This window comes from Nocardiopsis sp. iso_186 (assembly GCF_056173365.1).
In genome coordinates, this window is the sequence record NZ_CM149670.1 from 5120046 (window position 1) to 5147007 (window position 26962).

Annotated in this window: 23 protein-coding genes and 2 CRISPR repeat arrays; of the genes, 8 read left to right on the top strand and 15 right to left on the bottom strand. The window is 69.1% G+C overall.

The genetic code is table 11. The features are described from left to right. Positions 1–48: 48 nt before the first annotated feature. Both AC0VYP_RS22225 and AC0VYP_RS22230 read right to left on the bottom strand, forming a co-directional pair. Positions 49–2556: an ATP-dependent Clp protease ATP-binding subunit gene (locus AC0VYP_RS22225; RefSeq protein WP_475471661.1), complete on the bottom strand. Its 2508-nt coding sequence runs from the start codon at positions 2554–2556 to the stop codon at positions 49–51. 457 nt (positions 2557–3013) lie between these two features. Further along, on the bottom strand, positions 3014–3352 hold the full coding sequence (locus tag AC0VYP_RS22230) for a histone-like nucleoid-structuring protein Lsr2 (protein ID WP_285758449.1): 339 nt from the start codon (positions 3350–3352) through the stop codon (positions 3014–3016). Between the two features lie 1017 nt (positions 3353–4369). Here AC0VYP_RS22230 and AC0VYP_RS22235 point away from each other — a divergent pair. After that, positions 4370–7579: a UvrD-helicase domain-containing protein gene (locus AC0VYP_RS22235; RefSeq protein ID WP_475471662.1), complete on the top strand. Its 3210-nt coding sequence runs from the start codon at positions 4370–4372 to the stop codon at positions 7577–7579. Positions 7580–7640: 61 nt separating this feature from the next. Here the strand turns inward: AC0VYP_RS22235 and AC0VYP_RS22240 are convergent, their stop codons facing one another. The 3 genes from AC0VYP_RS22240 to lysX form a co-directional block, all read right to left on the bottom strand. After that, on the bottom strand, positions 7641–8165 hold the full coding sequence (locus tag AC0VYP_RS22240; protein WP_475471664.1) for an amino-acid N-acetyltransferase: 525 nt from the start codon (positions 8163–8165) through the stop codon (positions 7641–7643). Between the two features lie 177 nt (positions 8166–8342). After that, positions 8343–8654 (bottom strand): LuxR family transcriptional regulator, encoded by a 312-nt coding sequence (locus AC0VYP_RS22245; protein WP_285758442.1) that lies wholly within the window; start codon positions 8652–8654, stop codon positions 8343–8345. A gap of 661 nt (positions 8655–9315) precedes the next feature. Then, positions 9316–10809: a bifunctional lysylphosphatidylglycerol synthetase/lysine--tRNA ligase LysX gene (gene lysX / locus AC0VYP_RS22250; protein ID WP_475474337.1), complete on the bottom strand. Its 1494-nt coding sequence runs from the start codon at positions 10807–10809 to the stop codon at positions 9316–9318. Between the two features lie 302 nt (positions 10810–11111). On the opposite strand from lysX, the gene AC0VYP_RS22255 reads away from it, so the two are divergent. Beyond that, positions 11112–11360, top strand: coding sequence for a MerR family transcriptional regulator (locus AC0VYP_RS22255; protein WP_475471666.1), 249 nt, complete (start codon positions 11112–11114; stop codon positions 11358–11360). Positions 11361–11400: 40 nt separating this feature from the next. Further along, positions 11401–11745: a YnfA family protein gene (locus AC0VYP_RS22260; RefSeq protein ID WP_285758440.1), complete on the top strand. Its 345-nt coding sequence runs from the start codon at positions 11401–11403 to the stop codon at positions 11743–11745. Between the two features lie 29 nt (positions 11746–11774). Here AC0VYP_RS22260 and AC0VYP_RS22265 read toward each other — a convergent pair whose 3' ends face one another. Continuing rightward, positions 11775–12383, bottom strand: a complete 609-nt coding sequence (locus AC0VYP_RS22265) for a TetR family transcriptional regulator (RefSeq protein WP_475471668.1) — start codon at positions 12381–12383, stop codon at positions 11775–11777. Positions 12384–12438: 55 nt separating this feature from the next. Here AC0VYP_RS22265 and AC0VYP_RS22270 point away from each other — a divergent pair, with 55 nt between their 5' ends. The 3 genes from AC0VYP_RS22270 (at position 12439) to AC0VYP_RS22280 (ending at position 16153) form a co-directional block, all read left to right on the top strand. Beyond that, positions 12439–13278 (top strand): SDR family NAD(P)-dependent oxidoreductase, encoded by an 840-nt coding sequence (locus AC0VYP_RS22270; protein WP_475471670.1) that lies wholly within the window; start codon positions 12439–12441, stop codon positions 13276–13278. A gap of 107 nt (positions 13279–13385) precedes the next feature. Continuing rightward, on the top strand, positions 13386–13919 hold the full coding sequence (locus AC0VYP_RS22275; protein ID WP_475471671.1) for a putative immunity protein: 534 nt from the start codon (positions 13386–13388) through the stop codon (positions 13917–13919). Between the two features lie 30 nt (positions 13920–13949). Continuing rightward, positions 13950–15445: a CRISPR direct-repeat array (repeat unit 29 nt; unit sequence CGGTCCATCCCCACGTGCGTGGGGCTCAC). Between the two features lie 267 nt (positions 15446–15712). Then, the gene (locus tag AC0VYP_RS22280; protein ID WP_285758428.1) at positions 15713–16153 is read left to right on the top strand and encodes a VOC family protein; all 441 of its coding nucleotides are present in this window, start codon (positions 15713–15715) and stop codon (positions 16151–16153) included. A gap of 161 nt (positions 16154–16314) precedes the next feature. On the opposite strand, the gene AC0VYP_RS22285 is transcribed toward AC0VYP_RS22280, so the two are convergent. From AC0VYP_RS22285 to AC0VYP_RS22300, 4 genes are all read right to left on the bottom strand, one after another. Beyond that, positions 16315–16842 (bottom strand): Scr1 family TA system antitoxin-like transcriptional regulator, encoded by a 528-nt coding sequence (locus AC0VYP_RS22285; protein ID WP_475471672.1) that lies wholly within the window; start codon positions 16840–16842, stop codon positions 16315–16317. Between the two features lie 62 nt (positions 16843–16904). Continuing rightward, the gene (locus tag AC0VYP_RS22290) at positions 16905–17054 is read right to left on the bottom strand and encodes a helix-turn-helix domain-containing protein (RefSeq protein ID WP_475471674.1); all 150 of its coding nucleotides are present in this window, start codon (positions 17052–17054) and stop codon (positions 16905–16907) included. 219 nt (positions 17055–17273) lie between these two features. Further along, the gene (locus AC0VYP_RS22295; protein WP_475471676.1) at positions 17274–17546 is read right to left on the bottom strand and encodes a hypothetical protein; all 273 of its coding nucleotides are present in this window, start codon (positions 17544–17546) and stop codon (positions 17274–17276) included. After that, on the bottom strand, positions 17543–17950 hold the full coding sequence (locus tag AC0VYP_RS22300) for a hypothetical protein (RefSeq protein ID WP_475471678.1): 408 nt from the start codon (positions 17948–17950) through the stop codon (positions 17543–17545). Before AC0VYP_RS22300 ends, AC0VYP_RS22295 begins: the two co-directional genes overlap by 4 nt. A 192-nt stretch (positions 17951–18142) precedes the next feature. Here AC0VYP_RS22300 and AC0VYP_RS22305 point away from each other — a divergent pair, with 192 nt between their 5' ends. Both AC0VYP_RS22305 and AC0VYP_RS22310 read left to right on the top strand, forming a co-directional pair. Continuing rightward, positions 18143–18979, top strand: a complete 837-nt coding sequence (locus tag AC0VYP_RS22305) for a helix-turn-helix domain-containing protein (protein ID WP_475471679.1) — start codon at positions 18143–18145, stop codon at positions 18977–18979. Between the two features lie 9 nt (positions 18980–18988). After that, positions 18989–19186 (top strand): DUF397 domain-containing protein, encoded by a 198-nt coding sequence (locus AC0VYP_RS22310; protein WP_475471680.1) that lies wholly within the window; start codon positions 18989–18991, stop codon positions 19184–19186. 164 nt (positions 19187–19350) lie between these two features. Continuing rightward, positions 19351–19927: direct repeats of the CRISPR family, unit length 28 nt; unit sequence GGACCATCCCCGCATGCGCGGGGAGCAC. 311 nt (positions 19928–20238) lie between these two features. On the opposite strand, the gene AC0VYP_RS22315 is transcribed toward AC0VYP_RS22310, so the two are convergent. The 5 genes from AC0VYP_RS22315 to AC0VYP_RS22335 all read right to left on the bottom strand — a co-directional run bounded on the left by AC0VYP_RS22315 (position 20239) and on the right by AC0VYP_RS22335 (position 26827). After that, a complete protein-coding gene (locus tag AC0VYP_RS22315; protein WP_475471682.1) occupies positions 20239–21351 on the bottom strand; it encodes a methyltransferase domain-containing protein in 1113 nt (370 codons plus the stop codon). A gap of 149 nt (positions 21352–21500) precedes the next feature. Then, positions 21501–22280 carry a type III pantothenate kinase gene (locus tag AC0VYP_RS22320; RefSeq protein ID WP_285758420.1) on the bottom strand — a complete coding sequence of 260 codons (780 nt, stop codon included), beginning with the start codon at positions 22278–22280 and terminating at the stop codon, positions 21501–21503. A 44-nt stretch (positions 22281–22324) separates the two neighbouring features. Then, positions 22325–24958, bottom strand: a complete 2634-nt coding sequence (locus AC0VYP_RS22325; RefSeq protein ID WP_475471685.1) for an L-aspartate oxidase — start codon at positions 24956–24958, stop codon at positions 22325–22327. 35 nt (positions 24959–24993) lie between these two features. Further along, a complete protein-coding gene (panC, locus tag AC0VYP_RS22330) occupies positions 24994–25890 on the bottom strand; it encodes a pantoate--beta-alanine ligase (RefSeq protein ID WP_475471686.1) in 897 nt (298 codons plus the stop codon). Between the two features lie 46 nt (positions 25891–25936). Continuing rightward, positions 25937–26827 (bottom strand): Rossmann-like and DUF2520 domain-containing protein, encoded by an 891-nt coding sequence (locus AC0VYP_RS22335; RefSeq protein ID WP_475471687.1) that lies wholly within the window; start codon positions 26825–26827, stop codon positions 25937–25939. Positions 26828–26962 lie beyond the last annotated feature (135 nt).

Consider the following 26962-nt stretch of genomic DNA (forward strand, 5'->3'; position numbering starts at 1 on the left):
GGGAACGTCCCCCTTGATCGTTGCCGGTGCCGCTAGCGGCGGTGCCTACTATTCACCGCGGGTCGCGGACTCCTCCACCTGGGGGGTGTCGGGGACCGCTTCGGGCTTGGGAACGCCGCGGAAGGTGAACTTCGCGTCGGTTCCGGTGCCCTCCGCGTTGACGATGATGATCTGCCCGGCCTTGAGCTCGCCGTACAGGATCTTCTCCGACAGGTTGTCCTCGATCTCGCGCTGGATCGTACGGCGCAGCGGCCGGGCCCCCAGCACGGGGTCGTACCCGCGCTCGGCGAGGATCGCCTTGGCGGCCGGACGCAGCTCCAGACCCATGTCGCGGTCCTTGAGCCGCTCGTCGAGGCGCGCGACCATCAGGTCCACGATGGTGACGATCTCGGCCTCGGTGAGCTGGTGGAAGACGATCGTGTCATCGACACGGTTGAGGAACTCGGGACGGAAGTGCGTCTTGAGCTCTTCGTTGACCTTCGCCTTCATCCGGTCGTAGTTCGTCTTGGTGTCGTCGGCCCGCTGGAAACCCATCCCCTGGCCCTTGGAGATGTCGCGGGTGCCCAGGTTGGTGGTCATGATGATGACCGTGTTCTTGAAGTTGACGTTGCGGCCCTGGGCGTCGGTGAGCCGCCCCTCTTCCAGCACCTGGAGCAGGGAGTTGAAGATGTCGGTGTGGGCCTTCTCGATCTCGTCGAAGAGCACGACGGAGAACGGCTTGCGGCGCACCTTCTCGGTGAGCTGGCCGCCCTCTTCGTAGCCGACGTAACCGGGAGGCGAGCCGAACAGCCGCGAGACCGTGTGCTTCTCCATGAACTCGCTCATGTCGAGCTGGATCAGCGCCTCCTCGTCGCCGAACAGGAACTCCGCCAGCGTCTTGGACAGCTCGGTCTTGCCCACACCGGACGGGCCGGCGAAGATGAACGAACCACCCGGGCGCTTGGGGTCCTTCAGGCCCGCGCGGGTGCGTCGGATCGCCTGGGAGAGCGCCTTGATGGCGTCTTCCTGGCCGATGACGCGGCGGTGGAGCTCGTCCTCCATACGCAGGAGCCGGGAGGACTCCTCCTCGGTGAGCTTGAAGACCGGAATGCCGGTGGAGGCGGCGAGGACCTCGGCGATGAGCTCCTCGTTGACCTCGGCGACGACGTCCATGTCGCCGGCCTTCCACTCCTTCTCCCGCTGCGCCTTCTTCGTCAGGAGCTGCTTCTCGTCGTCGCGCAACGAGGCGGCCTTCTCGAAGTCCTGCGCGTCGATCGCGGATTCCTTGTCCCGACGCACCTGGGCGATCTTCTCGTCGAACTCGCGCAGGTCCGGCGGAGCGGTCATCCGACGGATGCGCATCCGGGAACCGGCCTCGTCGATGAGGTCGATCGCCTTGTCGGGGAGGAAGCGGTCGCTGATGTAGCGGTCGGCCAGCTGGGCGGCTGCCACCAGGGCACCGTCGGTGATCGACACACGGTGGTGCGCCTCGTAGCGGTCGCGCAGGCCCTTGAGGATCTCGATCGTGTGCTTGATCGTGGGCTCTTCGACCTGGATGGGCTGGAAGCGGCGCTCAAGCGCGGCGTCCTTCTCCAGGTGCTTGCGGTACTCGTCCAGCGTGGTGGCACCGATGGTCTGCAGTTCACCGCGGGCCAGCATCGGCTTGAGAATGGAGGCCGCGTCGATCGCGCCCTCGGCCGCGCCCGCACCGACCAGCGTGTGCAGCTCGTCGATGAACAGGATGATGTCGCCCCGGGTGCGGATCTCCTTGAGGACCTTCTTCAGGCGCTCTTCGAAGTCGCCTCGGTAGCGGCTGCCCGCCACCAGTGCACCCAGGTCGAGCGTATACAGCTGCTTGTCCTTGAGCGTCTCGGGGATCTCCCCCTTGACGATCTTCTGCGCGAGACCTTCGACGACGGCGGTCTTGCCGACGCCGGGCTCACCGATGAGGACGGGGTTGTTCTTGGTCCGGCGCGACAGCACCTGCATGACGCGCTCGATCTCCTTGTCCCGGCCGATGACCGGGTCGAGCTTGCTCTCGCGCGCGGCCTGCGTCAGGTTGCGGCCGAACTGATCGAGGACCAGGGAGGTCGAAGGCGTGGACTCCGAGGATGCCCCGGTGGCCTGGGGCTCCTTGCCCTGGTAGCCGTGCAGAAGCTGAATGACCTGCTGGCGGACCCGGTTGAGGTCGGCGCCGAGCTTGACCAGCACCTGGGCTGCGACACCCTCGCCCTCACGGATGAGGCCGAGCAGGATGTGCTCGGTGCCGATGTAGTTGTGGCCCAATTGGAGTGCCTCGCGCAGCGACAGCTCCAGGACCTTCTTGGCGCGCGGGGTGAAGGGAATGTGCCCGGAAGGAGCCTGCTGGCCCTGCCCGATGATCTCCTCCACCTGCTGGCGCACGGCTTCCAGGCTGATGCCGAGGCTCTCCAGGGCCTTCGCCGCGACGCCTTCGCCCTCGTGGATGAGGCCGAGCAGGATGTGCTCGGTGCCAATGTAGTTGTGGTTGAGCATCCTGGCCTCTTCTTGGGCCAGGACAACCACGCGCCGTGCGCGGTCGGTAAACCTCTCGAACATGTCTCGTCGCTCCTCACAGAGCGGTCAGGCAGGGACGGAAGTTCCGACCCTCACTTTTCCGCATATCGGCCCTTGGCGAGAAAGTCTCTCCAGGGGCGCTGCCGCACCCGTCCACACCGCGCCGTCCGGGTTTCCCCGACCGGCCCCACGAATACACCCACCGCGGATCGTCCGCACATGAGTCGTGCAAGAGACTTTCCCCAGCGATAGGGCGTTCACCCTCATCCAACTACCAATCGGGCCTTCGGTGTTCCAAGTACGCCGCAAGCGAACGGCCCGCGCCTCTCAATGAGTGAGAGAACACGGGCCGTGATGCATGTTCGTCGATTATTTGCTCTTAGCGAACAACGTTTCCGAGTCGCGCTCGGGCGGCAGGCCATGGCTTTGCAACCGGGGCCCGACCGCTTTCATGCCATCAGCGGCGAGGCACGAAGGGGTCGTCCGATCGGAGCGGCGATCAGCGCTGGGCGGCGTGGTACTCGTCCATGATCGACTGCGGAATGCGACCGCGCTCGTTGACCTGCTTGCCGGCGGCCTTGGCCCAGGCCCGGATCTCGGCGCTGCGCTCCCGGCTGGGGGCGTTGCGCTGCTTGGTGCCGCGAGCGGCGCGACCGGCCTTGCCCGGAGCTTTGCGAGCGGCGTCGACGAACGGCGCCAGCGCACCGCGGAGCTTGTTGGCGTTGTCGCCACTGAGGTCGATCTCGTAGGTGGAGCCATCGACCGCGAACGAGACCGTCTCTTCGGCCTCGCCACCATCGAGGTCATCGACGAGAAGCACCTGAACCTTTTGTGCCATGGAACAGCCCTTTCAACGGAGAAGTGCGTAAGCACTTGAATATAAAGCTATACCGCATACAGCGGTAAAGACAATTAAGTGAGACCTAAAATCGCGTTGACTATCCACTTGGGACAGACGAAAAAGTAGTTCGGGCGCGGCACTCGACCCCACCCCGCGGATGCGACCAGAGGCAGATAAGGTCGGCGCGCCCGCGCCCCATTCCCTAACCGACGGCGCTTACCGATCCTCCGGCCCCTGTTGGGAACCCGGAAGTTCACCGGGAGATGCGAGTGCGCTCTTTGCGCCGTCTTCGGGTGCAACACCAGATGTCGAATCGACATCTTCGGCATCGGCTTCCTTGACCAGTCGCCCGTCCGAAGTCCTTGGCGCCATCTCCTTGCGGAGCACGGTGTAGACGATCGTGCAGAACACCGTTGCGACAACAGCGGGCGGGAGCAAGGCTGACAATACATCCCACACGGCAGCCGATTCCCTTCTCCTTGTTGTTACTTTATGGAGTGATTACCCCAGGTAGAGGATGGCCACATGGGCCTTCGGCCGCCCGGACGCGCGATGCCTCCGCAAAGACGCTTCGGTCATCATAGACAAGCCGCGTCACTGTTCTGGCAAGCCACCCCGCTTCTGCTTTAGCGGATCATCTTCCGTAAGCAAAGAGAGACATGACCGCAGGATGTCGGTCACCCTAAACACCCCGTCTGCGCGGACGAAAGACGCCCTCCCACAACCTGCGCCGAACTGATAAGGATCGGGTACAGATCGGGCCCCTGGAAATACTCACATGGACCGCAAAGCCGCGCGCAAGGTTCACGCCGAACAAGACGACCCCGACTTCTTGGCCACAATGCACAGATTACCTGCCTGTATACGACTACCGGCACCGGAGGTCATTACCGGCTAACCAGGCTCGGAAGTTGTGGGATCGTGGCATCGTAACCGGGACGGACCGAGCAGCCGCCTAAGTGTGCCGTAAGTACCGGCAGGCCCTGCCGCCGTGGGCATTGGGAGGACCCAGCCGTGGAGTTCCACGCAGATCTACATATTCACTCCAAGTACTCACGGGCTTGCAGCAAGGATTGCGACCTTGAACACCTCGCCTGGTGGGCGGCCCGCAAGGGGGTGGGGCTGGTCGGAACCGGTGACTTCACTCACCCTGCCTGGCGGGCCGAGCTGGAGCGCGATCTGGTTCCCGCGGAGCCGGGCCTGTTTCGGCTGAACCCCGAAACCGAAGCGCGGGTGTTGCGTACCCTGCCCCCCAGTTGTCAGCGCCTTCCGCGTTTCATGCTTTCGGTGGAGATTTCCACCATCTATAAGCGCGGGGACCGCACCCGCAAGGTCCACCATTTGCTCTACGCCCCCTCGATGGACGCGGCGCGGACCATAACAGCCGATTTGGCAAAGATTGGGAATCTGGCGTCGGACGGTCAACCGATCCTCGGCCTGGACTCGCGCGACCTGCTGGAGATCACCCTCTCCAGCGACCCCGACTCGTATCTGGTTCCCGCCCATATTTGGACACCGTGGTTCTCAGCACTGGGCTCCAAGTCGGGTTTCGACGCGATTGCGGACTGCTACGCCGATCTGGCCGGGCACATCTTCGCGGTTGAAACCGGGCTCTCCAGTGATCCGGCGATGAACTGGATGGTCTCCTCACTGGATTCCTACACCCTGGTGAGCAATTCCGATGCCCACTCCCCTCCGATGCTCGCGCGCGAGGCGAGCCGGTTCGACACCGAACTGGACTACTACTCGGTCAAGCGCGCACTGGAAACCGGATCGGGCTTCCGCGGATCGGTGGAATTTTTTCCCGAAGAGGGCAAGTACCACCTCGACGGGCACCGCAAGTGCGATATCCGCTTCACCCCGGAGGTGACGCGTGCGCACAAAGGCCGGTGCCCGGTGTGCGGAAAACCCTTGACGGTCGGCGTTTTCCACCGCGTGCACGAGCTGGCCGACCGGGACGAGGGCTACCAGGTTCCCGGCTCCGCACAATTCACCAGCCTGGTCCCCCTACCCGAAATCGTCGGGGAAATCGTCGGAGTGGGCCCCAAGAGCAAACGCGTCATGGGTGAAGTGGCGCGGTTGGTCGGGGCGCTCGGCCCCGAGCTGGAAATCCTGCACTCGGTCCCGCTGGACGAGGTGTCCCGGGCCGGCGGCGAACTGCTGGGCGAGGCCATCACACGGTTGCGCCGCGGTTCGGTGATCCGGGATTCCGGTTATGACGGCGAATACGGCGTTATTCGGATGTTCACCCCCGAGGAGCTCCACGCCGAGACCGGGGCGATGACGCTTTTCGGCGAGGACGAGATCGCCCCGGCCAAACGCCGGGCGACGCGCCCCTCCGCCCCGAAGCGTCCCGCACCGCCTGCCGCCCCCCTGATGGAACCGTTGCCCACGGACCCCGTCGAGCCGGATCGCCCGACGGCGGAGCAGCCGGGTGATCCCATGCTGTTTCCCCAGGCGTCCAATGGTCAGCCGCGCCGGGCACAGGGGTTGTTGGACGGATTGGACCCGGATCAGCGGGCGGCCGCGGAACGCGTGGCCGGGCCACTGCTGATCGTGGCCGGCCCGGGTACCGGCAAGACCCGGACCCTGACCCACCGCATCGCCCACCTCGTCGCCGAACGCGGTGTGGCCCCGCAAGGCTGCCTGGCGATCACCTTCACCCGGCGGGCCGCCGACGAACTGCGCGAACGGTTGACCGGGCTGCTCCCCGACGAGGCCGCTCGGATGACCGTCACCACCTTCCACGGTCTGGGGTCGCTGATCCTGCGCGAGCAGGCCGGGCGTGCGGGACTCACCCGCGACTTCGGCATCGCCGACGAGGCGCAGCGCCTGGTGATCGCCGCGGAGCTGTGCGGGTCCGAGGCGCAGGGGCGCAAACTACTGGCACAGCGCGACCGCGGTGCCGGGACCGCCCCGGACTCCGACACCGGCACCGACGACTCCGCTGCCGAGGCCGACTACGAGCGGAGGCTGCGGGAGCGGAACCTGGCCGACTTCACCGACCTGCTCCGGCTTCCCGTGCGGTTGCTGGACGCCGACCCCGACCTTGCGGCGGCCTACCGCGACCGGTGGCCGTGGGTCAGCGTGGACGAATACCAGGACATCGACGGCACGCAGTACGCGCTGCTGCGGCTGCTCACCACCGCCGACGGCAACCTCACCGCGATCGGCGACCCCGACCAGGCGATCTACGGTTTCCGCGGTGCCGACGTCGGCTTCTTCCTGCGGTTCGCCCAGGACTTCCCGGCCGCCCGCAGCGTGCGGTTGACCCGCAACTACCGGTCCAACGCCACCATCGTGGCCGCCGCCGTCCAGGCGATCGCCCCGACCTCACTGGTTCCGGGGCGGGCACTGCGCGCGGTCGGCGACTTCTCCGATCCGCCCAGGATCGGCCTGCACGTGGCCGCCGACGAGCGGGCCGAGGCGTCGTTCGTGGCGCGGGCCATCGACCGGCTGCTCGGCGGGACCTCCCTGCATTCCCTGGACAGCGGGCGGGTGACCGACGACGGTCACGACGGTCTGGGGTTCGGCGACGTCAGCGTGCTGTACCGGACCGACGCGCAGAGCGCGGCGCTGATGAGCGCGTTCGACAACGCGGGCATCCCGTTCCAGAAGCGCTCCCACGACCGTCTGCTGGCGCGCCCCGGTGTGCGGGCGCTCGCCGCGGAACTGGCGCACCAGTCCCAGGGGCCGCTGACCGAGCGGGTCCGGGCGGCGGTGGCCGCGCTGTGCGAACGCGCCGGCACGGACACCGAGACGGTGACGGACCTGCGCACAGCGGGTGAGCTCGTGGCGCCGCTCGCCGCTCGCGCCGGTGACGACCTGTCCGGCTTCCTGGCGGAGCTGTCGCTGGGTGCGGAGGTGGACGCCCTGGACCCCCGCGCCGACCGGGTCGCGCTGCTCACACTGCACGCCGCCAAGGGTCTGGAGTACCCGGTGGTCTTCCTCGTGGGGTGCGAGGACGGAATGCTGCCGTTCCGCTTCCCGGGCGCCGAGCGCGACGACGAGGCCGAGGAACGGCGGTTGTTCTTCGTGGGCCTCACCCGGGCCCAACAGCGGCTTTACCTGTCCAGGGCACGGGAGCGCACCCGCTACAAAACGGTGCGCGAGGCCGCGGCGTCCCCGTTCCTGGCCGCCATCGGACCGGAACTGACGATGCCCGTTGACGAGGAGTCAGCGACCCGCAAGCGTCCCAGCGACCGGCAGCTGCGGCTGATCTGACGTCGGCGCACGGGTCCGGGGAATCTCCCGGACCCGTCCGTTCGTCGCGGGGCGGGGGCGGCTAGGCGTCGAGGTGCAGCAGCATACGGACGTTGCCCAACGTGTTGGGTTTGACCCGCTCCAGGTCGAGGAACTCCGCGACGCCTTCGTCGTAGGAACGCAGCAGTTCCTCGTAGACCCGGGCCGAAACCGGGGTCCCGTTGATCTCGGTGAACCCGTGCCTTCCGAAGAAGGCGGTTTCAAAGGTGAGGCAGAAGACCCGGCGCACCCCGATCTCGCGGGCGGTGTCCAGGAGCGCGTTGACGATGCGGTGACCGACCCCGCGGCCCTGGACAGCGGGGTTGACCGCGACGGTGCGCACTTCGGCGAGGTCTTCCCAGAGCACGTGCAGGGCTCCGCAGCCCACGATGCCGGGCCCGCCGGTGTCGGCGAGTTCGGCGACCCAGAACTCCTGGATGTCCTCGTAGAGGTTGACGGTGCTCTTGGAGAGCACGCGTCGCTCCCCGCTGAAGGCGTCGATGAGTCGGCGGACGTGGACGACGTCGCGGGTCCGCGCGCGGCGGACGGTGATCTGTTCTGCTGGCATGACCGAGCCAGATTACCCGTCCCATCGGGGGCGCAGGCGCAGCGACTTCTCCACAGGGGAGAAGGTCGGCCCCTGGTCGTGGAACGAATCGGCCCGGCCCGTTCGCCGGCCGGACGGCGTCGCGCCCTGGGGGCGGTCCCGTCCGGCAGACGAGGTCTTGGTCAGGGGGATGGTGGTCTAGATGAGCTGGCGGCGAGCTGCCCAGACGACCGCCTCGATGGGGGTGTTGACGCCGAGGCGATCGCAGACGGCCCGGAGGCGACGGCGCAGGGTTCGGGCGCTCAGCTCCAGACGGCGCGCTGCCACGTCGGTGGTGACACCGGTGGCGATCTCCGCCAGCATTTTGAGGTCGCCCTCGTCCAGCCCTCCGCTGTGCATACCCAAAATGCCCGCGTCGCGGGAGGGGACCTGCGTGGGCACGATGGTGTCGCGCGACACCGGGGCGCTGGTCTCCTTGATGACATGACGTACGAGTGTGGCCTGTTCCACTCCGTCCTCCCTCATTTGTGGTGAGTGCGGAACAACGACTCATCGCCGCGAAGGCACTCAATGAGACGGGGGCCGCAGCCTCCTGGTTCGCACGCTTTCGGAATCTTCATGAATCCGGAACGCGGTGGGGAACCTGCTTCCTGGCACAGAAACAGGAATCCAGGCGTGAACCGGATTCAAGTACCGAGCTCGGTGATCTGGGACGGACAGATCACGCGAAGGCGCACTCACCAAAGGATGACCGAAACCGACCGGGGCCGTTGTCGGGCCATCCCCCTCATCTTGTTATAGGTCCTCTGCGACAAACATGCGGAATTCTCCGCTCGCAGCAAAACGCTAAGCGGATCACGACGGACCGTCAAGAGCCTTTCAATGACCGCGCGTAATTGGCCGCATCCTATTGGTTACGAAGAGTGACCGCAAAAACCTGCCGGAACCTTATTGACCTGCGAAGATAAACTCCATCGACTCGGCGCCGGAGCTGCTCCTCCGCAGGAAAGAGTATTCTGAAACTGACTCGTAGGACAGGTGGATTGGCCAGCTGATTCGCCTGGCGACAGCATCGCCCGAACCCCAAACGTGGCGTGAACCACACCATGATCACGCGAAGGGCCGCCCTCTCACCAGGCGAGAAGACAGCCCCCGGACAAGTTAACCCTCGTTAACTCGGCTTCACGAGCGGGAACAGAATGGTTTCCCGGATGTTTTTTCCGGTGAAGGCCATCAGAAGCCGGTCGATGCCCATTCCCACGCCCCCCGAGGGCGGCATCGCGTATTCCAACGCGCGCAGGAAATCCTCGTCGAGCTGCATGGCCTCGGGGTCTCCCCCGGAGGCCAGCAGCGACTGCTCGGTGAGGCGGCGACGCTGCTCCACCGGGTCCACCAGTTCGGAGTACCCGGTGCCCAGTTCCATGCCGAATCCGATGAGGTCCCACTTCTCGGTGAGCAGTGGGTCCTCGCGGTGCTGGCGGGTCAGCGGGCTGGTCTCCAGCGGGTAGTCGCGCACGAAGGTCGGCTGGACGAGCGTGTGCTCCACCAGCTCCTCGAAGAGGTGCTCCACCAACTTGCCCTGCCCCCAGGCGGGGCTCCACTCGATCCCGCGCGCGTCGGCCAGCTTGCGCACGGTCTCGATCGGAGTGGCGGTGCTGATCTCCTCGCCGAGCGCCTCGCCGACCGCCCCGTACAGCGTGACCTGGGGCCAGTCGCCGCCGAGGTCGATCTCCTGGCCGTCGCGCTCGACCACGGTCGTACCGAAGGCCGCGACCGCCGCCTCTTGGATGAGGTCGCGGGTGATGTCGGCCATGACGTTGTAGTCGGCGTAGGCCTGGTAGAACTCCAGCATCGTGAACTCGGGGTTGTGCGTGGAGTCCGCACCCTCGTTGCGGAAGTTGCGGTTGATCTCGAAGACCTTCTCGATGCCGCCCACGACCATGCGCTTGAGGTAGAGCTCCGGCGCGATGCGCAGGAACAGGTCGAGGTCGTAGGCGTTGATGTGCGTCGTGAAGGGCCGTGCCGTCGCGCCGCCGTGGACCTGCTGGAGCATCGGGGTCTCGACCTCGATGTAGCCGCGGTCCTGGAGGCCGTCGCGGACCGCGCGCACGGCCTTGGCCCGGGACACGACCATGTCGCGCGACTCGGGGTTGACGATGAGGTTGACGTAGCGCTGGCGCACGCGGGCCTCTGGGTCGGTGAGGCCCTTGTGCTTGTCGGGGAGCGGGCGCAGGCACTTGGCGGTCAGCGCCCAGGACTCGACCATGATCGACAGCTCGCCGCGCCGGGAGGTGATGACCTCTCCCTCGACTCCGACGTGGTCGCCGAGGTCGATGTCGGACTTCCAGGCGTTCAGGGAGTCGGCGCCGAGCTTGTCCAGGGAGAACATGACCTGGATGTCGCCGGAGGAATCGCGGATCGTGGCGAAGCACAGCTTGCCGCCGGTCCGGTAGAGCATCACCCTGCCGGTCAGGCCGACGCGCTCGCCGGTGGCCACGTCCGCCTCCAGGCCGGCGTGTTTCTCCCGGACCGCCGCCACGGAGGTGGTGCGCGCAAAAGTGACGGGGTAGGGGTTGACCCCGTTCTCGCGCAACCGGTCGAGCTTCTCGCGGCGAACCCGCATCTGTTCGGGCAGATCATCCAGTGCTTCACTCACGCGCTCGATCCTAACGGCGCTCGTGGCAGCCCGCGCACGGCCGTCCACAGCCCGAACGGTTCCGGCCCGCGCGCCCGCCTCAGGGACGGGAACCGCCGTCACGCGGACACGGAAGGGCGCCGAACGGCCGTGTGACCGGCCCGGGACGCGGGTGGCCGGGCCTCGACCTGCCGGTTGTGGACAACCGCTGACCGAAGGGGCAACGGCCGACGTCGCCGACCGTTCCCCCGAACCGCCCCGGGGCGATCGCGGGAGGGGTTGACCTGTGAGTCGGCTTCAAGGTCTAGCGTTTGCGGGTGGGTACTTACCGGGTGTCCGATCTGGCACGACGCTGCGGCGTGGCGCCCTCGACCGTCCGTTTCTACGAGCGGGAGGGACTGTTGCCCGCCACGCGTTCGGCGTCGGGTTATCGGCTCTACGACGACCAGGCGGTCGATCGGCTCGCGTTCATCGCCTCGGCCAAGCACCTGGGCCTGGGCGCACGGGTCACGCTGGAGGTCACCGCCCCCGACCACGCCCGGGGGCTCCTCAAGGAGCTTCTCGGCACCCTGCCCGCCTGAAAACCCCTCCGTAGTTCTCCGTCTGCCGGAAGGCGAAACCATGCTGCCGTTGCGTTCCATCCTGTTGTTCGTCGTCGCCGCCGTCTTCGAGATCGGCGGGGCATGGCTGATCTGGCAGGGAATCCGCGAGCACCGCGGCCTGCTGTGGGTCGGCGCGGGGGTGATCGCGCTGGGGCTCTACGGGTTCTTCGCCACCCTGCAACCGGACGCCGATTTCGGACGCATCCTGGCCGCCTACGGCGGCGTCTTCGTGGCGGGGTCGCTGGCCTGGGGCATGGTCCTGGACGGTTACCGCCCCGACCGCTTCGACGTGATCGGCGCACTGGTGTGCCTGGTCGGGGTCGCGATCATCATGTACGCCCCCCGCGCGGCGGTCACCGGGTAGCGCCCGCCGCAGGGGCGTCGCCGGTGGCCTCAGGCGCGGACCGCGGCCACGGCCTCGTCCCAGAGCTGTTCGAGGGGAACCGAGCCGTCGAGGCGGAGCCAGGTCTCGCTGGCGACGTCCAGGCAGGCGAGGGCGGTGGCGATGATCGCGGCGGCGCGGTGGTCGGCCGCGACCCCGTCCGGGTCGTCCGGGCCGCGCAGCCGCCGGGCGAGTTCGGGAACCAGGACTTCCTGCCAGGCGAGGTGCTTCTCCAGGTGGCGGGCGCGCAGGGACGGGGTCCCGTGCAGCATCCGCGTGATCCGCAGCTCGGCGTCGGTGTCAACCGGGCCTTCGTCGCGCAAAGCCAGCAACGCGGCCCGCACCGCCTCCCAGGGCTGTTCCCCGGGCGGCCGCACCGCCAGTGCCGCGCAGATGCGGTGCCCCCGATCCGCCAGGTCACCGAGGACGACGTCCTCCTTGGTCGCGAAGTAGCGGAAGAAGGAACGGCGGGAGATCCCGGCGGCCTCCGCGACCTGGTCGATGGTCGTCTCCTCGAAGCCGCGTTCGAGGAAGAGGGCCATCCCGACCTCGGCGACCTCCCGGTGTACCGCGCGGCGGGTGCGTTCCCGCAAGCCGGGTGTCGGTTCTTCGTTGCGCACGCCCCCACCCTATCCAGAAGACATCAAGAGCCAAGTGTGGCACTAAGTGCCATTAATGACTTACAGTGTCGGCATGATCGTTGACCACTCCGCCCAGACCACCCTCATCACCGGCGCCAGCTCCGGTATCGGCGCCGCCCTGGCCCGCCGGCTCGCGAAGCGCGGATCGAACCTCGTGCTCGTCGCCCGCCGTGCCGAACGGTTGGAGGCGCTGGCCGCCGAGCTCCGTAGTTCCCACGGTGTCGTCGTCGAGACCGTCTCAGCCGACCTCGGACGCCCCGGAGCGGGAAGGGCGCTGGCCGCGGAGATCGACCGCCGCGGCATCCGCGTGACCAGCCTCGTCAACAACGCCGGGGTCGGCGCGGACGGCGCGTTTCGCGACCAGGACCCCGAGGAGCTCGACGCGCTGGTCGCGCTCAACGTGACCGCGGTCGTGGACGTCACCCGGGCGTTCCTCGACCGACTGTGCGAGAACGGCGGCGGCTACCTGGTCAACGTCGCCAGCGCGGCCGCCTACCAGCCGATACCGGGAATGGCCGTGTACGCGGCGAGCAAGGCGTTCGTGCTGAACTTCACCGAGGCGCTGTGGTGGGAGACCCGCGGCAGCGGGCTGCGCACCATGGCGTTCTCCCCCGGGCTGACCCGGACGGAGTTCTTCGACGCGATCGGCACCGAGGGGTACGAGGGCGGTTTCCAGACCCCCGACGAGGTCGCCCTGGCGCTGGTGCTCGCCCTGGACCGCCGCAGGTCGGCACCGAGCGCGGTGGCGCAGACGAGCATCACCGCCGCCTCGGTCCTGAACGGTCTGCTGAGCCGCCGGGCGAGCCTGCTCGTCACTGCGCGCGTGGCCGGATCGGCGGGGCTCATGCGCAAACGGCGCACCGCCACGGCGTAGACCCCGTGCTCCCCTGTCCGGTGGCGGCCACCGGCGCCGGACAGGTCCGGCACGCCCCCCGCCCCCGTGACGTCTAGGCGTCCGGCGCGGTGGCCGAAGATGGAGCCATGTCGGGAGAGACGAGCGGGATCGTTCTGAGCAAGCAGGACCTGCGCGAGGTCACCGCGTTCGCCGCGGCGTGTGCGGAGACGGTGGTCGAGGTGTTCGAGGCCGACCGGCCCGGCGATCCGCGGCCACGGGAGGCCGTCAGGACCGCGTGGGAGTTCGCCCGGGGCGGCGAGCGCGGGAAATCCCTGCGCGACACGGCGTGGGCGGCGCTCAAGGCGGCGAAGGGCACGGACACAGCGGCCGGGCGCGAGGCGGCGTTGGCGGCGATGGCCGCGGCAGGCTCCGCCTACCTGCATCCGCTGGCCAAGGCCACCCAGGTCAAGCACATCCTCGGCGCGGGCGCCCACGCGGCCAGGGCGGCCGAGCTCGTCGCCGGTGACGACCGGGCCGTCGGCGCCGACCACGTCGGCCAGGCGGCACAGCGCGCGACGCCAGGCGTCGTCAACGTGCTCGGACGCTTCCCTCCCGCACCGGAGGGCGGCGGGCGGGTCGGCGAGCTGATCCGCGCACTGGACGCCGAACTGCGCCGCTGACCGTCGCGGAAGAAGAAGGGGAAACCGGTCAGCTCCATCCCCACGTGCGTGGGGCTCACAGACTGCGGCGCTGCTGGGATTGGCGGCGCCGCGGTCCATCCCCACGTGCGTGGGGCTCACCCGGCCACGATCGAAGTAGCCGGTCACGTGACCGGTCCATCCCCACGTGCGTGGGGCTCACAGGAGTTCCGACCGGACATCGGCTCGCAGGTTCGGTCCATCCCCACGTGCGTGGGGCTCACTGCTCGCGCATCTGGAGCTGGCGGCTCCGGAGCGGTCCATCCCCACGTGCGTGGGGCTCACGCGTCGGCGTCGAATTCGTGGTAGCGGCCGCGCGGTCCATCCCCACGTGCGTGGGGCTCACGACTCGATGAGTTCCGCAAGGTCAGCCCATTCTGGTCCATCCCCACGTGCGTGGGGCTCACCCCGCGGATCGAGTCTCGACCTCACACCCCTGCAGGTCCATCCCCACGTGCGTGGGGCTCACCCCAGGTCGTGCGCTACGACCCCCGGTCTCCGCGGTCCATCCCCACGTGCGTGGGGCTCACGCGCGCGGCGGCATCGTCGGCGCGGTCGGCAACGGTCCATCCCCACGTGCGTGGGGCTCACCACCGGCGCCTGCTCAGGCCCGCGCGTCTCGTCGGTCCATCCCCACGTGCGTGGGGCTCACGAGGTCAGTTGACAGCTCAGCGGCACGCGCCGCGGTCCATCCCCACGTGCGTGGGGCTCACCTTGGGATCGTTCGAGAAAACGTACCCGCCGTAGGTCCATCCCCACGTGCGTGGGGCTCACGCCTTGAGGGTCCTCATCGCCGGTTCTCCTGATGGTCCATCCCCACGTGCGTGGGGCTCACTTTGGCGGGCGATGCGGGCGGCGGCGCCTTCGCGGTCCATCCCCACGTGCGTGGGGCTCACGTTGGATGAGTGCCCGGATGGCTGTGTGCTCAGGGTCCATCCCCACGTGCGTGGGGCTCACGCCCCGTTTCTCGTCGAGCACCAGGGCGGCTCCGGTCCATCCCCACGTGCGTGGGGCTCACACCGCGCCCCTCGCCCTCGTTCTCGACCTGGCCGGTCCATCCCCACGTGCGTGGGGCTCACTCCTGCTTGCGTGCTTGCCGCTGGTCGCGAAACGGTCCATCCCCACGTGCGTGGGGCTCACGGGACGGTGCGACGCGCAGCCAAGCAAGGGAAAGGTCCATCCCCACGTGCGTGGGGCTCACATTCTGGTCGTCGGCGTGAACGTGGAAGAGATCGGTCCATCCCCACGTGCGTGGGGCTCACACGCCGAAGAACTACTAAGCGAGTTAGTTGATCGGTCCATCCCCACGTGCGTGGGGCTCACGGGCTGTGGTACAGGCAGGCGTGGCCGTCGTGCGGTCCATCCCCACGTGCGTGGGGCTCACCGCGCGGCGATGACTGGTGATGGGTGCAGTGACGGTCCATCCCCACGTGCGTGGGGCTCACGCTGATCTGGAAAATCGTGTCGCGCGCATTGAGCGGGTCCATCCCCACGTGCGTGGGGCTCACAGTTAATGACCTGAGGCTTTGTGGGACGTTATCGTAATGAGACTTTCGATGATCGCACCCACCCCACCATTATCCACCCGCTCGCACCCCAGGGGCGGAAGAACCAATCATCGCTCCCATCAGGCATTACCGCCCTGACATGGGCACGCGCCCCTCTGGCCGGCGGGTCATGCGCTTCTCTCTCCGCTGCTCAGTGTTTTCGCCTCGGCGCAAAGACAGGAACCATTGCGGAAAGGAACTGACCGGGTTACCCGTCACAGTGGGCCCATGAACGACGCGAGCACCCGCCCCGCCAGCCTGCACACCTACTACAGCTACCGCGACGCACCCGCCGCCCTGCGGTGGCTGGAGCGGGCCTTCGGCTTCACCACCACCCTGGAATTCCCGGACGGCAACGGCGGCATCATGCACGCCGAGCTGCGGCGCGAGGACGTCGCGATCATCGTCTTCAGTGACGACAACGACTACGACCGCCCTCCGGTCAAGGGCGAGACGGTGGGGCACGGCGCCTACATCAGCGTCTCTTCCGGCAAGGAGGTGGACGCCGTGTACGCGACCGCCGTCGAAGCGGGCGCCATCGTCGTCTGGACCCCCGCGAACACCGAGTGGGGCTCGTACCGGTGCCGGGTGCTCGACCTCGAAGGCTACGAGTGGACCTTCGGCACGCACCTCCCCGGCCAGGACCAGGGCGACTGGTCGGAGGGCTGACCGCACCAGGGATGAGGCTTTTCGGCCTGCGGTGACCCCGCAGGCCGGTTCGTGTCGGCCACCGGGTCCGCGTCACGCACCGTTTCGGTTCGCGGCGCGGACCCCTCACCCGTCCCCGGCGCACGGGGCCACCGCTCCCCCGCGCCGCGTCGCCCCGGCGCTCACAGCTCGTAGGGCCGCGCCGCGTGGAAGAGGTCCTGGAAGTGGGCGAGGTAGTGCCGGGTCTCCTTGATCGGCAACGCGATCGAGAAGGGGATGCCCTCGATACTGGTGGCGTTCTCCGAGATGGTGAACCCGCACGACCAGATCACCGGATGCCGGTCCTGCTCGGGCAGCACCCGCACCGTGACGTGCGCCAGTTCGGCCAGCGCCAACAGCAGCACCCGCTGCTCCGCCATCACCTCCACGCCGCCGATCGTGCGGCGCAGCGCGGATTCGGTGACCACATAGGTGCGCGGGTACTCGGCGTCGCGCAGCGCCCGCTGACGCCGTCTCCGGATCTCCACGATCTCCTCCACGTGCTCGGCGCGGACCAACCCGCTGGCGGTCGCCACCGCCCGCGCGTACGCCGGGGTCTGCATCGGCGCCGGCACCACCGAGGGCGAGAACGATCTGATCCGTCCGTTGGGCTCGTCCAGGGCCAGGTTGCGCTGTTGTTCCACCAGCGCGCGGGAGACATCGATAGTCACGGTTTTTTCCTCGTCCAGGAAGGCTGACTCAGGGCGGGGGACGTGCGCGAGTACCGGTGAGGTCATGCGTCGTCGAGGAGGTGGCGGAACTGTTCGGCGGGGTAGCGCCGCGCTCCGCCGGGGGTGTGCAGGTAAGCGATCAGTCCTTGGCTGCCCCAGCGGGCCACGGTGGAGGCGCCCACCCCGAACAGGGCGGCGACCTGGCGGTTCATCAGTAATCCACCATTGACGTCGCCGAATGGCGCATCCGGGTCGGGAACGGGAGCAGTGGCACGGCCGGTGGGAGTCGGGTCGGAGGAAGACATACGAGGAGGAGTCCCTTCAGCATCGCAGGAGTGCCCCGCGCGCGGAGGCACATTCCGTCGGTTCGAGGAGAAGGGGCCGCGCGTCGGGGTGAGCGAACGCGCGACCCCCGCTTGAGGGCCGGTCACTCACCGGCCGGGGCGGTCCCGGTGGCCGGCGTGGTCGTCCAGGGCCCGCTGCTCGGCGCCCAGCTGGGTGAGGAGGGCGTCGAGGGTGAAGGCGTGCAGGTGACGCCTGCGCCCGTGTGCGTGTTCGGCCCGGGTCAACGGCGCTCGAAGGTGCGCGCTCCACGCCCGTTCGGGGTCGGTGTCAGGGGTGTGGGTGATGGTCCAGGCCGGGAAATCCCACCGCACCCGGGCCAGGGCCGCAGCAACACTGTCGGGGGTGCACACCGCGCTCACCGGCTCTGGCACTGCGTGGGGGCGTAGGCGCGTACGCGGGGTGCGGTGTAGGCGCGCAGGGGTGAGGGCGGCTCGTAGACGTGCAGGCAGTGGTCCAACAACTCCACGTCCGAGACCGCCACCACGTGGGCGGTGACCCGGTTGCGCGCGGCATAAGGCGCGGCCTCGCCATAGCGGTAGGTCACCTCCCACAAAGCCGAATGCGACTCCGCTACCTCCGCGAAACGCGGATAGTCCGGGATACGCGGCACCACCCGCGCCTGACGCGCAGGCACAGGCTGCGGCCCAGGCACACCCGGCACGGCACCGGGAGCAGCGGCGCAGTGACGGCCCGCCCGCCGAGCGGGCATCACCGCCGCCACCACCAACACACTCGCCAACGCGAGCAGAGAAAAGAAACGCATGAGGGTCCCCTCCTGGGGGTGTACGGCCGCTGGATGAAGGCGGCCCACCGAATGAATACCTCTCCCCTCATAATGAATGCTTCAATTTGAAGCGTCAAGGTGAACTCTTCAAGTTGAGCGAAATAGTCCGATTTTCGAGGCGGTCATATGATCAGCACGCCATCCACACCCACCCCTGACCTTGAGGCAGACATGAGGCAGAGCCCTACCGTGCGCAAACGCAGACTCGCTGCGGAGCTGAAACGGATGCGCGAGGCTGCGGGGTACACCGTGGACGGGGCCCGACGCGCACTCGGATGGTCCTCAGGACGGCTCAACCACATGGAAGCAAGCCGGTCCAGGCCCGACTCCAGTGCACTTAAAGACCTCATGACCACCTACGGCGTCACCGAGCCCGCACGTCGTGAGGCCATCCTCGCCCTGGGGCGGCAATCAAAGGAGCGCGGCTGGTGGGACGTATACAGCGACGTCCTTCCCGACTCCTACATCGGCTTCGAAGCCGAGGCCGCAACCATCTCGACTTACCAGCCGATCGTGGTTCCCGGCCTTCTCCAGACCCCGAGATACACAACAGCCACCGCGCGCGTGGCCTGGAACTGCTCCGACAAGGACATCGAGCGCATCCTCGCCGCGCGAAAAGAGCGACAGGAAATCCTGGCCCGCCCCGACGCGCCACGCCTGCACGCGATCATCGACGAAACCGTGTTGCTGCGGCTTCAAGCCGACCCCGAGCTGGGGCGTGACCAGATCAGTCACCTGATCGCAACGGCTGAAGCCGACAACACCGTCGCTCTTCAGCTTCTCCCTCTCTCGGCTGGCCTGCACGCTGCGACATTCGGCGCGATGGTCATCCTGGACTACGACGATCCACTGGACGCCAGCCTGATCTACCTGGAAACCAAAGCCGAAGGCCTGTACCTGGAGAAGCCTGCCCAGGTGGCCAGTTACCGAGAGGCGTTCAACCGCGTGGTGACGGCTGCTCTTCCCGAAGCAGAAACGATCAACCTCATGAAGCAACTCATCCACTAGCGAGGCACAATGACGCATTCATCCTCTGATGCCCTGGCCTTCCGCAAAAGCAGCTACAGCGCGGGAGCGTCCGAGTGCGTGGAAATCGCAGACATGGGCGACGGTGCCGCAATCCGCGACACCCAAAACCGCGCACTCGGCCACATCGAACTTCCCGCACAGGAGATGGCGGGTCTGCTCGGAATGTTGCGCAACGGGAACTTGTAGTTCCTGGAAAATACGAAGGGCCCCGGAAAACCGGGGCCCTTCGAGGTATTCATCCACGACCGAGCCTACCCCTTCGAACGACACCAGGCGAGCAGTTTCCGCCAGAGCAGAGCACTCTCAACCATCACGTTGTACACGACGCTCCGGGTTTGAGCCCGTTTCCTGAACCATCCCCGCATGCGCGGGGAGCGCCTGTCCAAGAACGTGTGGCCATCTCTGCCGCTGGGACCATCCCCGCATGCGCGGGGAGCATCCGGCAAGGAATGGGCCGCGTTCCTGGACGCTGGGACCATCCCCGCATGCGCGGGGAGCACCGGGGATCGGACCCCGGATGTGGAATCGGAAAAGGACCATCCCCGCATGCGCGGGGAGCACCGGAGCCGTCACCGGAAGACGATGAACCCCGACGGACCATCCCCGCATGCGCGGGGAGCACCATCGGGTCGGGCATGCGCAAGGGAACTCGCACGGACCATCCCCGCATGCGCGGGGAGCACCTGGGTCAACCTGGCGGTGACCCTGACCGGAGGGGACCATCCCCGCATGCGCGGGGAGCACGATTTTTCGCGGCACGGGCACCACCCGACCAAAGGACCATCCCCGCATGCGCGGGGAGCACGATTTTTCGCGGCACGGGCACCACCCGACCAAAGGACCATCCCCGCATGCGCGGGGAGCACACGACTACGCCGCGCCCGTTCTCCACGATCTGCGGACCATCCCCGCATGCGCGGGGAGCACCCTTACTGACCAGGGACTCTACCAGCGGGTAACCCCTTTTTCATTCACTTGTCGAGAAAAGAACATTCGACGCAAAACCCACCTTTCCCGCTCCGGGGCGGTTTCCACGCGGCCCCTCTCCACGGGAGCGGCGACCGCGTTGCGGGCCGAGGACGCACGCGGCATCGGAGCGGGGCACCTCACTCAGCGGTCACGGCTGCTTCCCGGTGCCGTTGCACAGCGGGCAGGGCACCTTCACCACGGTGCCGTCCCGGGACTGCTCAATCGTTTTGCGACCATTGCACCCGGTGCAGTCAACCTCTTTGCGGTGATCACCCACCGAAGCCTCCCGTAACCCGGTTGTCGGGGGTGTCGAGCCAGACGTGCTGCCCCTGCTCGTCAACGGTGACGCCGAATCGCCGCGCCTCCGGCCGCCCCCAGCCCACCCACGTGTCGAAGGCGTCCTCCAATTCGGTCCAGAGGTCGCGGACGCCGATCTGCGTCACCGCGTACTCCCCGTCGCCGTCCTCGGCGACGGCCGCGTAGTTGCCCTCGGCGTCACGCAGCCCGCCGGTGGTCGCGTCGAACTCGTTGAGCAACACACCGGGAACCAGGGCCGCCAGCGCCACCTCCACCCCTCGGCCCGCGTCGCGGACCTCACACGGTGAGACGCGGGCGGTCGAGAAGCGCCGTTCGCCCCTGGGCGGCGGGTAGGGAAACCGCTGCTCGCGCAGCATCATGAACGCCGTGTCACCGAGCAGGCGCCCCTGCGCGCAGCCGTCACCGACGTCGAGCCGCACCATGAACCCGCCGACGCGGACCGGGGCCCACGGCAGGACGATCACCCCGCCGGGCCGGGTCTGGCACACCCAGGCATACGGGATCTCGCGGATACCGCAGGTGACGTGCACACGGTCGAACAGCGCCCCTTCGGGCAGGCCGTGCGCGCCGTCCCCCACCACGAGGCCGGGCGCGAAACCGGCGTGCCGCAGGTTCGCGGCGGCCTGCGCGGCCACCCGTTCGTCGACCTCGACCGACGTGACGTGCGACGCGCCGAGCCGGGCGCTGAGCAGTGCCGCAGTCCACCCCGTTCCGGTGCCGACCTCCAGGACGCGGTGGCCGGGCCGAGCGTCCAGGAGCCGCAGGAAGTCGACGACGACGCTGGGCGCCGTGCTCGAACTCGTGGGCATGCCGGTGGGGGCGGACTCGGGCGTGAGGTCGGTGTCCCCGTCGTTGACCTGGGTCAGGATCGTGGTGTCGCTGTTGACCGCCCGCTGCCAGGCGTCAGGGTCGGCCGCGCGGTCGATCCAATGGCCGGGGTCACCGTTGACGGGCGTGGCCAGAGCCGTGGCGGGGATGAAGTGCTTCCGGGGCGCGGCCCTGATCGCGTCGGCCCACTCGGGGGGTGCGGCGACGACGGAGAGCAGGTCCGGACGGGTGGACATGCGCCGACCGTAACCCGGGGAGCCCGGCGCGCGCCGGGCATGTCCGGGTGCGGCCACCGGGCAGCCGGAGCGGGCCGCGCCGGTGGGGGTGCGCCCCGCGCTTCTCGTGCTGTGGGGATGGGCACCCCCGTCACCGGCACGGGGAAGGGTCAGGCGTTGCGCTCGAAGACCATGCGCAACCCCACCAGGGTCAGCCAGGGCTGGTGGACGTCCACGGTCTCGCACTCGTCCACGACCAGCGGAGCCAGGCCGCCCGTGGCGACCACCGTGACGTCGTCGGCGTTGTCGGCGAGCTCCTGGGCCATCCGGTCCACGATGCCGTCCACCTGCCCGGCGAACCCGAAGACGATGCCCGAGCGCAGGGCCTCCGTGGTGTTCTTCGCGATCACCGATCTCGGCTTGACGATCTCCACCATGTGCAGCTGGGCGCCGCGCCGCGACAGCGCCTCCACCGAGATGTCGATGCCCGGGGCGATGGCGCCGCCCACGTACTCGCCCTTGGCGCTGACCGCGTCGAAAGTGGTGGCGGTGCCGAAGTCCACGACCACGGCCGGGCCGCCGTAGAGCTGCACGGCCGCCAGGGCGTTGACGATGCGGTCGCTGCCCACCTCCTTGGGGTTGTCCATGCGGATGGGCACCCCCGTCTTCACGCCGGGCTCCACGATGACGGCGGGGACGTCCCCGTAGTGGCGGCGAAACATCTGCCGCATCTCGTGCTGCACCGTGGGCACGGTGCAGCACATCGCGACGCCGTCCACGCCGCCCGGCGCCATCAGCGAACTGGAGTTGATCAGGCCGTGGATGACCACCGCCCACTCGTCGGCCGTGCGCCGGGACTCCGACGAGACCCGCCAGTGCTCCACCAGGCTGTCGCCCTCGAACAGTCCGAGGACGGTGTCTGAGTTTCCGACGTCGATCGCGAGCAGCATGTGGGCCTATCCATGGGTCGTTCGCGGCCGGGTCTCCGCGCGGGTCAGGGCGTTTGCCTCAGGTCGAGCGCGATGTCCAGCGCAGGGCTGGAGTGGGTCAGCGCACCAACGGCAAGATAGTCCACCCCCGTGGCCGCTACGTCGGCCGCGACGTCGAGGGTCAACCCGCCGCTGGACTCCAACCGGGCGCGGCCGGCGACCAGTTCCACGGCTTCCCGCAGCTCGGCGACGGTGAAGTTGTCCAACAGGATCTCTTCGGCGCCCTCTGCGAGGGCCGGTTCGATCTGATCGATCCGATCGACTTCGACTTCCAGCGGCACGTCGGGAAAACGCTCCCGGACCGCGCGCACGGCCTGGGCGACGCCCCCCGCGGCGAGCACGTGGTTGTCCTTGATGAGTGCCGCGTCGGTCAACCCGAAGCGGTGGTTTACTCCTCCGCCGCAGCGCACCGCGTACTTTTCCAACGTTCGCAGGCCCGCGTGGGTCTTGCGGCTGTCCCGGACGGCCGCCCCCGTACCGGCGACCGCCTCCACCCAGGCGCGGGTGGCCGAGGCGATACCGGAGAGATGGGTGAGAAAGTTGAGGGCCGTGCGCTCAGCGGTGAGTAGATCGCGGGTTCGGGCCCGCACCGTCAGGAGGACGTCGCCGCGCTTGACCACGTCGCCGTCGGCCGCGTGGCGGCGCACCTCCAGCACGCCCTGGCACACCTGGCGAAACACCGCCTCGGCCAGCGGCAGGCCCGCGACCACCCCGTCGGCCCGCGCGACCACGTCGGCGGTGCGGATCTGGGCGGCGGGAATCGTGGCGGCGCTGGTGACGTCCACCCCGTGCCCCTCGGCGAGGAGTTCCCCGCCCGGCCCGAGCAGCAGGTCCTCGTGCAGGGCGCCGGCGACGAGAGGCCCCAGTTCGGGGGGCGGCGCCTGGCGCGGCCCCGCGGGGAGCCGGTCGGCGAACGCGGTCGCCACCTCGTACCCGGCGGTGCGCTGCGCCGCCCGCACACCGGAGTCCGCCCCGGTGGTGGGCACGGTCCAGGACCGGGCGAGCCCGTTGACGCCGAGGCCGGAGCACACCCCCTGGGCGAGCGGGGAGGTCACGGGATAGTCGGCGCGCCAGTGCGCGCCGCGGGTCTCCGTGCGCTCGATCGCGGCCTGCACGAGGACCGTGGCGACGGTGAGCATGTTGGCGGCCTGCCAGGCGGCGACCCCCGGTTCGACCGGGCCGCGCGCCGTGTCCGCCAACCGCCCGAGTTCGGCGCGGGCGGCCTCCAGTCCTTCGGCGTCGCGGCGCACGCCCACGTGGCGCGACATGCACGCCTGGAGGTCGGGGAGTACCGCGGGGTCCACGAGGGTCCCGGCCGCACCGGCCGCCTGGGCGGCGGGGACGACGGCCACCGGTTCTTCGCCCGCCAGCCGGGCCGCGATGCGCCCGGCGAAGACGATCCCCTCCAGCAGCGAGTTGGAGGCCAACCGGTTGGCGCCGTGCACGCCGGTGCGCGCGACCTCCCCGACCGCGTACAGCCCCGGGACGCTGGTGCGCCCGTCCAGGTCCACGGCCAGTCCGCCCGAGGCGTAGTGCGCGGCCGGCGACACCGGAACGAGGTCGGTGACGGGGTCGATGCCGTGGGCGCGGCAGGAGGCGAGGATGGTGGGGAACCGGCGTTCCCACACGTCCGCGCCGAAGTGGCGGGCGTCCAGGTGGACGTGGTCGGTGCCGGTCTCCGCCATGACGCGGGCGATGGCCGTGGCGACGACGTCGCGCGGTGCGAGGTCGGCGAGTTCGTGGACGCCCGTCATGAACCGGCGGCCCTCGGCGTCCACGAGGAACGCGCCCTCTCCGCGCACCGCCTCCGACACCAGGGGCTGGCGGCCCTTGGAGTCGGGGCCCAGCCACAGCACCGTCGGGTGGAACTGGACGAACTCCAGGTCGCGGGCCTCGGCCCCGGCCCGCAGGCCCAGCGCGATGCCGTCGCCCGTGGACACCTCGGGGTTGGTGGTGGCGGCGAAGACCTGGCCGAGGCCGCCGGTGGCCAGGACCACGGCTCTGGCCAGGACCGACCCCACGCCGTCGCGCTCGCCCTCCCCCATGACGTGCACGGTGAGGCCGCGGACCCGGGGTTCCCCCGCGCCGGCCTCGGCAAGGAGCAGGTCGGGCACGAAAGCGTGCTCGACGAGTTCGATGCGGCTCTCGGCGCGCACCGCCTCCACGAGCGCGCGTTCGATCTCCGCGCCGGTGGCGTCCCCGCCGGCGTGGGCGATCCGGTCGGCGCGGTGCCCGCCCTCACGGGTCAGCGACAGCGCACCGTCCTCGGTGCGGTCGAAGGCGGTGCCCTTGGCGATCAGCCAGCGCAGTGCGGCGGGGCCCTCCTCTGTGAGGATTCGCACGGCGTCGGTGTCGCACATCCCGGCGCCCGCCTCAACGGTGTCCACCATGTGCGCGAGCGGGTCGTCCGCCGGGTCGAGGGCGGCGGCGATGCCGCCCTGCGCCCAGCGGGTGGACCCGCTGGTGAGCAGGTCCTTGGTGACGAGGACGACCCTGCCCCCCGGGTCCTGTTCGACGTAGCCCAGCGCGGTGCTGAGGCCGGCGATGCCTGATCCGACGACGACCACGTCGGTCTCGATGGTCCAACCGGGCTCCGGGGCGGTGAGCCGGAGCGGAAGGGGGGAAGGGCCCGTGCGCACGACGAAGCACCTCTTATCAAGTTGGGAGCGGCTGATCACAACGTCAGCGGCACGTTATCAATCAGCCTCGTCTCGCCCACCCACGCGGCTACCACTAGGACGGCGTCGCCGCTGTGCCCCTGCTCCACCTCGACGAACGTGGCGGGGTCCACCAGGGCGAGGTAGTCGGGGCTGACCGGGGGCGCGGCGTGCGCGGCGTCGTTGAGCACCGCCCGCGCGGCGGCGAGGACCGCGGAGGCCCCGCCCCCGGCTGCCCGCTCCCCCGCGAACAGTGCCCGCGACAGGGCCAGAGCGCTGTGGCGTTCCTTGACGCTGAGGTACACGTTGCGGCTGGAGGTGGCCAGGCCGTCGTCGTCGCGCCGGGTGGGGACCGCGGCGATGTTGACGGGCAGGCAGAGGTCGCGCACCATCCGACGCACCACCGCCAGCTGCTGGGCGTCCTTCTGGCCGAACACCGCGACGTCCGGGCGGACCAGGTTGAACAGCTTGGCGACGACCGTGAGGACCCCCTGGAAGAAGCCGGGCCGAAACTCCCCCTCCAGGACCTCGCCCATGGGGCCGGGGCCGACCGTGACGAGCTGGCCCAGGCCGGTGGCGGCGGTCGCGGCGTCGGGGTACATCACGTTGACCGGGGGAGCGAACACCACGGTGGCGCCGGCCTGCGCGCAGGCCGCGAGGTCGGCGTCGAAGGTGCGGGGGTAGCGGTCGAGGTCGTCGTTGGGCCCGAACTGGAGCGGGTTGACGAAGATGCTGACGACCACGGTGTCGGCCTGTTCCCGGGCCGCCGCGATGAGGGCGCGGTGGCCGTCGTGCAGTGCGCCCATGGTGGGGACGAGGGCGGTGCGTCCCAGTTCGGGGCGCAGTGCGGCCAGTTCCCCGGCGGTGCGCACGACCGTGGGGGCCGGCCGGGAGGAGAAGGCGGACTGGGTCATTCCTGGCCTCCGGGATCGAGGGGGACGAGGGAGGAGCGGGCGGGAGTCACGCCAGGACGTCGAGCAGCCGTTCGGCGTCCTGGGGTTTGAGCAGGCCGGCGGCAAGGGCGCGGTCGGCGGTGAGGCGGGCCAGCGCCACGTATCCCGCGACGCTTTCCGGGGAGTGCTCGCGCAGTTGGGCGATGTGGTCGGCCACCGTCTGAGCGTCCCCGCGCAGCACGGGGCCACTGAGGCCGTCGATGCCCAGGCGCAGCGCGTTGTCCAGCGCGGCTCCCAGGATCGGGCCGAGCATCCGGCCCGGGTGCTCGACCCCGGCGACGCCCAGCAGGGCCGCGCTCTCGGCGACGAGCGTGACCAGGTGGTTGGCGCCTCCGGCGAGAGCCGCGTGGTAGAGCCCACGGCGCTCCTCCTCGATCCACACGGGTTCGGCGCCCATCTCCACGACCAGTGCTTCGGCGATGGGGCGCAGCGGCTCGGGCGAGGTGATGCCGAAGGAGCAGTTGGCGAGCCGGTTGAGGTCCTCGTCACGGCCGGTGAAGGTCATGACGGGGTGCAGGGCCAGGGGCAGGGCGCCCTCGGCCGTGACGGGCGCGAGCACGCTGTAGCCGTGTGCGCCGCTGACGTGCGCCACGAGCCGGCCCGCGACCGGGGCGCCGGTCTCGGCAAGGCCGTTGGCGAGGGGGGCGAGGGCGTCGTCGGGGACGGTGAGCAGGATGAGGTCGGCGGCTTCGACGACCTCGGCGGGTTCACACAGGTGCGCGCCGGGAAGGCGTTGCGCGGCGCGTGCCCGGGATGCCTCGGACACCGCGGAGACCGCGACGACGGAGTGGCCGACCTGTTCGAGGGCCGCTCCCAGGACCGAGCCGACCCTGCCGGGGCCGATGATCCCGACCTTGAGGCGGGCGGGGCGTTGCTGGGCGGGATTCGCCGTGTTCATGCGGGTTCCAGTCCACTCGGGTACCGGACGTGATCGGCTTCAGGCTACTCGCCGGCCGTACGCGCCCGTGCGGCGGCACCGGGCGGGTCCGGTGCCGGTGCGAAGGTACCGGGCCCGTGGACGACCGTGGCCGGC